The organism is Streptomyces sp. NPDC059900, assembly GCF_050270335.1.
Taxonomy (GTDB): domain Bacteria; phylum Actinomycetota; class Actinomycetes; order Streptomycetales; family Streptomycetaceae; genus Streptomyces.
Map to the genome: position 1 here is coordinate 1 of NZ_JBNNJZ010000264.1, position 11,044 is coordinate 11,044.

Annotated in this window: 4 protein-coding genes and 1 pseudogene; 2 read left to right on the forward strand and 3 right to left on the reverse strand. The window is 69.8% G+C overall.

The annotated features are described in order from the left end of the window. A pseudogene (locus ACQKIP_RS27960) lies at nt 1-198 on the forward strand (ABC transporter ATP-binding protein); the annotation flags it as partial. A 23-nt stretch (nt 199-221) separates the two neighbouring features. Here the strand turns inward: ACQKIP_RS27960 and ACQKIP_RS27965 are convergent. The 3 genes from ACQKIP_RS27965 to ACQKIP_RS27975 all read right to left on the reverse strand — a co-directional run bounded on the left by ACQKIP_RS27965 (nt 222) and on the right by ACQKIP_RS27975 (nt 9,408). Then, the gene (locus ACQKIP_RS27965; RefSeq protein WP_365857197.1) at nt 222-1,394 is read right to left on the reverse strand and encodes a glycosyltransferase; all 1,173 of its coding nucleotides are present in this window, start codon (nt 1,392-1,394) and stop codon (nt 222-224) included. A gap of 8 nt (nt 1,395-1,402) precedes the next feature. After that, nucleotides 1,403-4,291 (reverse strand): bifunctional glycosyltransferase/CDP-glycerol:glycerophosphate glycerophosphotransferase, encoded by a 2,889-nt coding sequence (locus tag ACQKIP_RS27970; RefSeq protein WP_365857195.1) that lies wholly within the window; start codon nt 4,289-4,291, stop codon nt 1,403-1,405. Nucleotides 4,292-4,461: 170 nt separating this feature from the next. Then, nucleotides 4,462-9,408 (reverse strand): NAD-glutamate dehydrogenase, encoded by a 4,947-nt coding sequence (locus ACQKIP_RS27975; protein ID WP_365857193.1) that lies wholly within the window; start codon nt 9,406-9,408, stop codon nt 4,462-4,464. Between the two features lie 566 nt (nt 9,409-9,974). Between ACQKIP_RS27975 and ACQKIP_RS27980 the strand changes: the two genes are divergently transcribed. Beyond that, nucleotides 9,975-10,541, forward strand: a complete 567-nt coding sequence (locus tag ACQKIP_RS27980) for a DJ-1/PfpI family protein (RefSeq protein ID WP_365857191.1) — start codon at nt 9,975-9,977, stop codon at nt 10,539-10,541. Nucleotides 10,542-11,044: the final 503 nt, after the last annotated feature.

The window sequence follows — 11,044 nt, forward strand, 5'->3', positions numbered from 1 at the left end:
TTCCAGAAGCGCTCGGAGGCCCGCATCCGCGAGCTGCGCAAGCGCGCGGGCACGGTCTTCCTCGTCAGCCACAACAACAAGTCGATCCGCGACACCTGCGAGCGCGTGCTCTGGCTCGAACACGGCGAGCTGCGCATGGACGGCCCGACGGCGGACGTACTGAAGGAGTACGAGCAGTTCACGGGCGGCAAGAAGTAGCCCGCACCGCCCGGAGAGCGGACTCAGCGCTCCAGGAACGCGAACAACTCCTCCCAGCGCCGCACGACTTCACCCGTCGTGTAGCGCTGGATGTTCACCCTGGCCAGCTCCCCCATCCGGTCCCGCAGTTCCTTGTCGGACATCAGCGTGTCCAGCCTGCGGGCCAGTTCACCGGTGTTGCCCAGCCGCGCGAGCAGCCCGTCGACGCCGTCCTGCACGATCTCGTGCACGCCGGGCGCGCAGTCGAAGGCGGCGCACGGCACCGCGGTGGCCATCGCCTCCATCAGGGCGAGCGGGAAGCCCTCACCGCGTGACGACTGCACGAACACCGACCCGCCCCGCAGGGCTCCCGGCACGTCGCCGGTCCGGCCCATCCACTCCACGGAGCCGTCCAGGCCCAGCGCCGTGCACTGGGTCCTGAGCTGCTCCTCGTCCTCGCCGGAGCCGTAGATCCGCAGCTTCCAGTCCGGGTGCAGCGGCGCGACCTCCGCCCAGGTGTCGAGGAGCATGTCGATGCCCTTCTGGTCGTGCAGCCTGCCGATGCTGGTGACGATCTTCTCGGTGCGCCGCGAGGGCACGTCGGGCATGAACGGCAGCGGGTTCGGCATGAAGGACGCGTTGTCCATGCCCCGCCTGATCCACAGGTCGGCGTCCTCGCGGGTCAGCGCGAGCATCCGGTCGATGTCCTTGTAGTGCTTGCGCACCCGGGCGCCGCGCGAGGACGCCTGCGAGTAGCCGAACGACTCATGGCTCATGCCGATGACCAGCAGGCCGCTGGTGTCGGCCAGTTCGACCCACTCCATCGCCCACACCTGCGTGACGATGACGACGGCGCCGGCACCGGCCTGCGCGAAGAGCGCGGTCAGCTTGGCGGCCTGCTCGTGCATGCCCTGCTCGCGCCGCGCGCGCAGCCGCCGCTCGGCCACGTTGAGCCGCCCCTTGATGCCGCGCGCCGGGCCGACGCGCGGCGGATGCTCGTCGTACAGCGTCGTGGTGGGGTACGGCAGGTCCGTGCCGATGTCCTGCGGTTCGCCGGGCTCCGTGATGCCGATGACGTGCACACGGTGGCCGCGTTCGACGAAGAGGCGGGCCATCTGGTGGGACCAACTGGTGATCCCGCCCAGCTCGTTGACGCTGTTGGAGACGAAGTAGATGTCGCGCGTCTTCTGCGCCGTCCGGCTCACTGCCTCACTCACTGTCTGACTCACTTGCCGCTCCAGTGCGAGAAGAACTGCTCGACGACACTCCTGGCGGCGTCGCCCCGGTCGTACTCGCCGAATTCCGCCACGAACCGCGCCCTCGCCTCCGCGTACGCGAGGACCTGCTCGTCAAGCGCCTTCAGCGCCGCGAACAGCTCGTCCTCGGTGTCGACCACCGGCCCTGGAGCCCGTTCCCGCAGGTCGAAGTAGGTGCCTCGCCCTTCGTGGACGTACTCCTCGTAGTCGTACGTGAAGAACAGCATCGGCCGGTCGAGGAGCGCGTAGTCGAACATCACGGACGAGTAGTCGGTGATCATCGCGTCGGCGAGCTGGTAGAGCGGCGTGACGTCGTGGTGCGCGGAGACGTCGATGACGCGGCCCCGCACGGACGGCGGGAGCACCACGTGGTTGAGGTAGTGCGAGCGTACGAGCAGCACGTACCGGTCGCCGAACTCCTCCGCGAACCGCTCCACGTCGAAGGGCAGTTCAAAGCGCCCGTGCCGCCCGCCGTGCTTGCGGAAGGTCGGCGCGTACAGCAGGACCTGCTTGTCCTCAGGGATGCCGAGCTCCGCGGCCAGCGGCCCGCGTTCGCGCACTCCGCTCGCGTCCTCCAGCTGCTTCGACCGCACCAGTGCGTCGTTGCGCGGGTAGCCGACCCGCAGCAGCACCTTCTCCTTCAGGCGCAGGGCCTTCGCGAGGGTGCGCACGTCGTGCTCGGAGCGGATCAGGAAGCGGTCGAAGCGGGCGAGCACCCGCTCCTGCTCGTCCTGCCGCGCCTTGCTACGCAGCTTCCAGGCGGGCTCGTCGAAGCCCATGCGCTTGAGCGCCGAGCCGTGCCAGGTCTGGATGTACGTCGTTTCGGGGCGCTTGGTCAGCTTGAGCGGGTAGCTCTGGTTGTCGACCCAGAACTCGGCCTGCGCGAGCGCCCTGAGGTAGGGCAGGGACCAGCGCCGCACCAGCGTCGCGTCCGCGGGGAAGCCCTCGGGGCTCCCGGCGTACGACCACACGGCGTCGAAGTCGAGGCCCTGGCGCCGCATCTCCTCGTAGATCGCCCGCGGGCTGTCGCTGTACTGCTTGCCGAGGTGGCTCTCGAAGACGACCGTGCCCTTCTTCACCGGCAGCCTGCTGAACACCTCGTCATACACGCGCAGTCTGCTCTTCCCGGAGGTGAGGTCCTTGCGCAGCTTCTTCGCCTTGTGGAAGCCGGACTTGGCGAGCCGCCCCGGCACGCCCTGCGTGCCGCGCGCCACCAGGTCCTGGATGCGGCCGCTCGCCGAGTCCCTGGTGACGAGCCGGAAGGCCAGGTGCCCGCGCTGCGAGACCTCGGGCTCCATGTGGTCGGCGACCAGCCGGGTCAGGCGCGGCCTGACCGGCAGCCTGCCCTCGGCGAGCCCCGGATCGCACGCGGTGAGCCGCGTCCTGGTGCGCACCCCGTCGGCGGTGAGGTGCAGGCGCACGTCCCACACCGCGTCCACGACACCGAGCGGACGCAGCCGCCGCGCGAGGTCGACGGAAGCCTCCCAGGTGACGCTCTCCCCCTCGTACCGCACGGCGGAGACCGGGAAGCGGAAGGACTGGAGGCTGCGGCGGCGCGCGGTGAACTCGAGCTCGGCGGTCAGCACGGCGTCCGGGCGCACGATGCCGAGCGGGTTGACGATGCGGCCCGCCATGCGGACGGTCCCCGCCGACTCCTCGTACCGCGTGAGGACGTTGCGCAGGAACATCTGGTCGAAGCGCTTGCCGTGATAGCCGAGCTCGGTCACGTCGAGGACCCCGCGGCCGAACGGGTCGTCGAGGTGCTCGGCGCACCAGTACACGCGGCCGTCCCGCTCGGCGAGCGGCGAGGAGATCTTGTCGCGGTTGGTGAGGGTGTCGACGGCGGGCAGCAGGTTCGCCCAGTCGCCCTGCTCCAGGAGATAGCCGCAGATGGCCTGGACGGGAAGCACCTCGTCGTACGCGGCGCGATCAAGCCCTGCGAGATAGTCGCGGGCCAGGCCCGCGAACTCCTGGCGGTAGGAGTCGTCGCGGAACGGCAGGTCGCGCAGGTGCAGCACGAGGTCGTGCTTGAGGAACTTGATGTCCTTGAAGAGCCGCAGGTCGTCGAGGCCGCGCTCCGCGAGCAGCGCGTCGATCCTGCGGTGGATCTCCAGGCGGTGCCGGAAGTTGGTCATCTCGTGGCGCCGGTTGGTGACCGACTTGGCGGCGGCGCGCTCGTGCACGTGCCAGAAATAGACCTGGTTCGGTATGAGCGTGATGCGCTCGGCGGCGAGGTAGGCCTCGGCTATGAACATCAGGTCCTCGTAGAACATCCCCTTGGGGAAGCGGAGGCTGTTCTCGACGAGGAAGTCGCGGCGGTAGAGCTTGTTCGTGGAGAGGGTGTCCCAGACGAACAGGTCGGGCAGCTCGGTGACCGACTCCAGGGTGCGGGTCGTGGCGTAGAGCCAGGGGTACCACTGGTCGCGCTTCTTGTTGCGGGTGTCCATCGACAGGCGTACGCAGAGCCCGGAGACGATGTCGGAGCCGTCGCGCTCGGCGGCTTCGAGGAGGTTGCGGCAGGCGTTGCGCTCCAGGACGTCGTCGCTGTCGAGGAACATCACGTGCGTGCCTACGGTGTGGCCGATGCCCACGTTGCGGGGTTCGCCGCCCGCGCCGCTGTTCTCCGGCAGCTGGTAGGCCCGTACGCGCTCGGGGTGCTCGGCGGCCAGGCGCTGCGCCGTGGCGTACGAGTCGTCGGTGCTGCAGTCGTCGACGATGACGATCTCGACGCCGTGCAGCGTCTGGTCGAGCACCGATCGCACGGCGGTCGGCAGCCGCTCGGCATCGTTGTAGACGATCACCACTACGGACACATCGGGTCGTTCCTGCGGCGTCACCCGCTCACCTATCGCTCCCATGTGTCCCTCCAGTCGCATTCCGGCTCATCCTACTAAGTATCGCTATTGCCCGATTAGCGCCCTTCAGGAGGGTGTGATTGGCCCAGTCCGGTGACACGAAAGGGCGCCCCGGGCCATCGGACCCGGGGCGCCCTTTCGGCGTACGACGGATTACGTCGGCGTACGACGGATTACGAGTGAGTACGCAGCAGCGTCCTCATCGTCCGCATGGCGACCGAGAGATTCGCCAGGTCGAACGCGTCCGAGCTCTGGATCTCGTCCAGGGTCGTCCGCGACCGGCTCAGGATCGCCGCGTTCTTCTCCTCCCAGGCCTTGAAGCGCTGCTCGGGAGTGTCCTCGCCGTTCCCGGCGGCAAGCACGTCGGCCGTCAGGGCGGCGTGCGCCGCGTACAGGTCCTCGCGGATCGACGCGCGCGCCATCGACTGCCAGCGGTCGGCCCGCGGCAGCTCGATGATGCGGTCCATGAGCTGGGTGATCCGCAGCCGGTCGGCGAGGTCGTAGTAGACCTCGGCGACGGCCATCGGCTCCTTGTCCATGCGGTCGGCGATGGCCACGATGTCCAGCGAGGGGAAGGCCGAGGAGAACCCGGCGACCCGCTGGGCGAGCTCGTCGGGAACGCCCGCGCCCGTCAGCTCGTCGCGGATGCCCTGGTACCACTCCTGGTCGGAGCCGCTCAGGAGCTTGGGCAGCTCGGTCCAGACCTCGGCGACGCCTTCGCTGAAGAAGTCGATGGTCTCGGCGAGCTGGAGCGGCTGCGGCCGGTTGTTGAGCAGCCAGCGCGTGCCGCGCTCGACGAGGCGGCGCGAGTGCAGCCGGATGCGCGTCTGCACGTCGGCCGCCACCACGTTGTCCAGCGCCTCGACCGCGTCCCAGACCTTGCCGAGGCCGAAGATCTCGCGGGCCGCGAGCTGCGCCCGCACGATCTCTTCGAGCGAGGCACCCGTCTCTTCGCGCAGCCGGTGCAGGAACGTCGAACCGCCGGTGTTCACCGTGTCGTTGACAAGGACCGTGGTGACGATCTCGCGGCGCAGCGCGTGCCCGTCGACCTGCTCGGGGAACTTCTCCCGCAGCGCCTCGGGGAAGTACGCGTGCAGCAGTCCGCGCAGGTAGTCGTCGTCCGGCAGCGTCGTCTGGATCAGCTCGTCGGCCGCCGTGATCTTCGTGTACGCGAGGAGCACGGCGAGCTCGGGCTGGCTGAGCCCGCGCCCGGAGCTCAGGAGCTCCCGGATCTGCCGGTCGGTGGGCAGGAACTCCAGGTCCCTGTTCAGGTGACCGTCACGGCCCAGGCGGCGCATGAAGCGCTGGTGGGCGTGGAGGAGGGACGGGGACTGGAAGACCGCGTTCGACAGGGCGGTGTTCTGCGCGTAGTTGTTGCGCAGGACCAGGGTCCCGACCTCGTCCGTCATCGCGGCGAGGAACTTGTTGCGCTGCTTGACGGTCATGTCGCCGTTGGCGACGACCGCGTTGAGCAGGATCTTGATGTTCACCTCGTGGTCGGAGGTGTCCACGCCCGCGCTGTTGTCGATGGCGTCGGTGTTGATCCGGCCGCCGTCGCGCGCGAACTCGATGCGGCCCAGCTGGGTCAGACCGAGGTTGCCGCCCTCGCCGACGACCTTGACCCGCAGGTCGGCGCCGTTCACGCGGATCGCGTCGTTCGCCTTGTCGCCGACGTCGCTGTTCGACTCGGCCGACGACTTCACGTACGTACCGATGCCGCCGTTCCACAGCAGGTCGACCGGCGCCTGGAGGATCGCCTTCATCAGGTCGGCCGGGGTCATCTTCGCGACGCCCCGCTCGATGCCGAGCGCCTCGCGGATGTGGTTGTTCAGCTGGATCGCCTTGGCGCTGCGCGGGAAGATCCCGCCGCCCGCGGAGAGCAGCTCCTTGTTGTAGTCCGCCCAGGAGCTGCGCGGCAGCTCGAAGAGGCGGCGGCGCTCCGCGTACGACGTCCCGGCGTCCGGGTTCGGGTCGATGACGATGTGCCGGTGGTCGAAGGCGGCCACCAGGCGGATGTGCTCGGAGAGCAGCATGCCGTTGCCGAACACGTCACCGGACATGTCGCCGACGCCGACGACCGTGAAGTCCTCGGACTGGGTGTCGGTGCCCAGCTCCCGGAAGTGCCGCTTGACGGACTCCCAGGCGCCGCGGGCGGTGATGCCCATGCCCTTGTGGTCGTAACCGGCGGAGCCGCCGGAGGCGAAGGCGTCGCCGAGCCAGAAGTTGTAGGACTGGGCGACTTCGTTGGCGATGTCGGAGAACGTCGCGGTGCCCTTGTCGGCGGCGACCACGAGGTAGGTGTCGTCCTCGTCGTGCCGGACGACGTCCGCGGGCGGCACGACCTCGCCGGCCACCAGGTTGTCGGTGATGTCGAGCAGCGCCGAGATGAACGTCTTGTAGCAGGCCACGCCCTCGGCCAGCCACGCGTCGCGGTCCACGGACGGGTCGGGCAGCTGCTTGGCGACGAAGCCGCCCTTGGCGCCCACCGGCACGATGACGGTGTTCTTGACCATCTGCGCCTTGACCAGGCCGAGGATCTCCGTACGGAAGTCCTCACGCCGGTCGGACCAGCGCAGACCACCGCGGGCGACCTTGCCGAAGCGCAGGTGCACGCCCTCGACGCGCGGCGAGTACACCCAGATCTCGTACGCCGGGCGGGGCGCGGGGAGGTCGGGGATGGCCTGCGGGTCGAACTTCATGGAGACGTAGCTGTGCGGCTTGCCGCCCACGGCCTCCTGGAAGAAGTTCGTGCGCAGCGTCGCCTTGATGAGGGTGAGGAAGGCCCGCAGGATGCGGTCCTCGTCGAGCGAGGCGACCTGGTCGAGCGCGCCGTCCACCTCTTCGAGCAGCCCGTCGGTCAGCTCGGTCCCGGCGCGCTGGCGGTCCGGGGACATCCGCGCCTCGAAGAGCGAGACGAGCAGGCGGGTGGTGTGGACGTTGTTGCGGAGGGTGTCCTCCATGTAGTCCTGGCTGAACGTGGAGCCGGCCTGGCGCAGGTACTTGGCGTAGGCGCGAAGCACCATCGCCTGCCGCCAGCTGAGCCCGGCCCGCAGGACCAGGGAGTTGAAGCCGTCGACCTCGGCCTCGCCCGTCCAGGCGGCGGCGAAGGCCTCCTGGAAGCGCTCGCGGCCGTCGTCGCCGAGATAGTCGCCGTTGCCGTTCTGCGACTTGGGAAGGCGCAGGCCGAAGTCGTAGATCCAGGCGTTCGTACGGTCCGTGCAGCGCAGCTCGTAGGGGCGCTCGTCGGTGACCTCGACGCCCAGGCGCTGGAGCACCGGCAGGACGGCGGAGAGCGAGACCTGGCCGCCGGAGCGGTAGATCTTGAAGCGGCGCTCGCCGGGGGCGGCGCCCACCGGCTCGTACAGGCTGAGCGCGAAGTCCTCGCGGCCGTGCTTGAGCTGCTCCAGGTGCTGGAGGTCGGCGACGGCGGCGCGCGGCGTGTGGTCCGCCTTGTAGCCCTCGGGGAAGGCCCCGGAGTAGCGGCGGAGCAGCTCGGCGGCGCGCTCCTCGCCGCATTCGGCGGTCAGCGCCTCGCCGAAGCCGTCGGCCCAGGAGCGGGCGGCCTCGACGAGCCTTGCCTCGATGCGGTCGGTGTCGGCGTCGGTGAGCTCCGGGAGCCTGCCGCCCGGCGGGACCCGGACCACGAAGTGCAGCCGGGAGAGGATCGACTCGGTGTTCCAGGCGGTGAAGTCGACGCTGTCGCCGCCGAGCTCCTCCTTGAGGATGTCGATGATCCGCAGCCGTACGCCGGTGGTGTAGCGGTCGCGCGGCAGGTAGACGAGGGCGGAGTAGTAGCGCCCGTACTCGTCCTTGCGCAGGTAGAGCCGCAGCCGGCGGCGCTCCTGGAGGTAAAGCACGGACGTGACGATCGCGCGCAGCTCGTCGGGCGGGGTCTGGAAGAGCTCGTCGCGGGGGTACGTCTCCAGGATCTGGAGCAGGTCGCGGCCGTCGTGGCTGTTGGGCGAGAAGCCCGCGCCCTTGAGGACTTCCTGGACCTTGCGGCGGATGACCGGCACGCGGCGCACGGACTCGGTGTACGCGGCGGAGGAGAAGAGCCCGAGGAAACGCCGCTCACCGATGACGTTGCCCTCGGCGTCGAACTTCTTCACGCCGACGTAGTCGAGGTAGGACGGGCGGTGCACGGTCGCCCGGCTGTTGGCCTTGGTCAGCACGAGCAGCTTGTGCTCGCGGGCCTTCGCGCGCGCGTCGGCGGGCAGCCGGCTGAAGGAGGGGCTGACCGGGTGGTCCTCCTCGCCCTCGTGCTTGGGGTCGGCGCGCAGGATGCCGAGGCCGGTGCCGGGCACGGCGGTGAGCGAGTCGTCCTCCGTGAGGTCGTACTCACGGAAGCCCAGGAAGGTGAAGTGGTTGTCGGCGAGCCAGCGGAGCAGCTCACGGGCCTCGTCGACCTCCTGGTCGATCAGGTCGTCGGCGGTCGGCTCGGTGGGAAGCTCGTCGGCGATGCGCAGCGCGGCGTCGCGCATCTTCTCCCAGTCCTCGACGGTCTCGCGTACGTCGGAGAGGATCCGCAGCAGATCGGCGCTGATCTGCTTCAGGTCCGCCCGGTCGGTCTCGCGGTCCATCTCGACGTGGATCCAGGACTCGGTGACCGCGTCGTGCGGGCGCTCCGTGCCGGGTTCCGTGAGGACCTCGAGGAGCTTGCCGGTCACGTCCCGTCGTACGACGACCTGGGGGTGGATGACCACGTGGATGCCGCGGCCCTGCCGCGTGAGCTCATTGGTGACCGAATCCACCAGGAAAGGCATGTCGTCGGTGACGACCTCGACGACCGAGTGGCTGCACGTCCAGCCGTTCTCCTCGACGGTCGGGGTGTGCACGCGGACGTTGGCCGTGCCCTGCGGGCGGTTCTCGGCGAGGCGGTAGTGCGAGAAGGCTGCTCCGAAGACGTCGACCGGGTCGCGGTCGGCGAGGTCCTCCGGGGCGGTGTGCAGGTAGTAGCGCTGGAGGAACGCAAGGGCCGTGTCCTGGTCGGGCGTGGCCTTTTTGCCCTTCGACCCGGCTGGTGCGCCACTCGGTAGGCGGCCCCCGGCCGGGCTGTTCTCAGCTACCCGGGCCGCCCTGGTGAGCAACTCGGCTTTGGCTTCGTCCAGCTTGTTCTGCATTGTCCTCTGACTCCTGTCGCGCGCCGTTGCGTGACGTAGAAGGAAACGATCCGACGTAACGCCGCGACGCGGGGTCTCCGGTCGAAGTCGACGTTATGCCGCGGTGAGAGATGAGCGGGCGGTTATCCGCCATTTTCAGCGGTTTCGCTGACCGATGGCGTGGGAAAGGTGGCTGGCCGCACCGCGAAGAAGCGTCAGCGACGCCCCGGGCACGGATGTCCTCCGTGTTCCCCGGGCGCAGGGCGGGGGCGTACACGCCCCCGCGGGATATCGCGCTGATCACGGGTCAAGGCTATCGCCCTCCACCCGGGGATCGTCATGAGCCGTATGTGTACAAAACCAGGGGTGGAACTTTGACACTCTGCACAGAGACTTTCGCGCCATCTGTCGACGACGGACCCCCGCCCCGAACCGGTGGGCCCTCTTGGCAAACCGGACGGGCGGATGCACGTTGAGCGGGAGGGACGGACAGCGCGCGAGGGACCGGCTCCGGTCCGCGCACGGACGGTCCGCCTACGACCGGTCCGTCCGCGACCGGTCCGCCCACGATTGGGGAACGGGTACCGATGGCAGCCAAGATCCTGATAGTGACCGGCGACGCAGCGGAGTCACTCGAAGTCCTCTACCCCTACCAGCGGCTGCGCGAGGAAGGGTACGACGTCCACATCGCCGCCCCCGCGCGCAAGAAGCTGCAGTTCGTGGTGCACGACTTCGAGCAGGGCTTCGACACGTACACGGAGAAGCCCGGCTACACCTGGCCCGCGGACCTCGCCTTCTCCGAAGTCGACCCCGGCCAGTACGCCGCCCTGGTGATCCCCGGCGGCCGGGCCCCGGAGTATCTGCGCAACGACCCCGAGCTCCGCAAGATCCTCAAGTCCTTCTTCGACTCGGACAAGCCGGTCGCACAGATCTGCCACGGCCCGCTCCTGACGGCGGCCATCGGCGGCCTGAGCGGCCGCAGGGTCACGGCGTATCCCGCCCTGGAACTGGACATGCAGACGTCGGGCGCGACGTTCCAGGACGCGGAGGTGGTGGTCGACGGCACCTTGGTCTCCTCCCGCGCCTGGCCGGACCACTCGGGCTGGATGAGGGAATTCCTGACAGTCCTACGAGCCAAGGCCCCGGTCACCTAGCCGGTGGGCGGCGCCGGGGCTCAGCCACCCAAACGTCCGGGGCTGAAAAGCACCGGGGGCGCGTGACCTGAGGCGGGACGCCGGGAACGACGGGGTGAGCTGGGCGGGCCGGGGCGGCGCGGCCGGGGCCGGGCGAGCCAGGCGGGCCAGGGCCTCGTGACCTGAGGCGACCGGGCCGGGTGAGCCAGGCGGACCTGGGCCGAGCGGCCTGGGGCGGCGGCGCCGGGCGGCCGGGGCGCGGCCCGGACGGGCGGGACCAGGCAGCCGGAGCCGGGAGGCCCGGACGGGCAGCCCAGACAGCCGGAGCGGGGAGGCCGGGGCCGGGTGACCCGGACGGCCGGGACGAATGGTCGGGGTTGGGTGGCCCGGACGGCCGGGACGAATGGTCGGGGTTGGGTGGCCCGGACGGCCGGGACCGGGCAGCCGGGGCGGGCGGCGCCGGGAGGCTGGGCCGGGAAACCCGGACGGGAGGCCCGGACAGCCGGGACCGGGTGGTCGGGGCG

Excerpts from the sequence above, each read along its gene's own strand:
- ACQKIP_RS27975 (WP_365857193.1), bottom strand. The coding sequence starts at position 9,408 with ATGCAGAACAAGCTGGACGAAGCCAAAGCCGAGTTGCTCACCAGGGCG.
- ACQKIP_RS27970 (WP_365857195.1), bottom strand. The coding sequence starts at position 4,291 with ATGGGAGCGATAGGTGAGCGGGTGACGCCGCAGGAACGACCCGATGTG.
- ACQKIP_RS27980 (WP_365857191.1), top strand. The coding sequence starts at position 9,975 with ATGGCAGCCAAGATCCTGATAGTGACCGGCGACGCAGCGGAGTCACTC.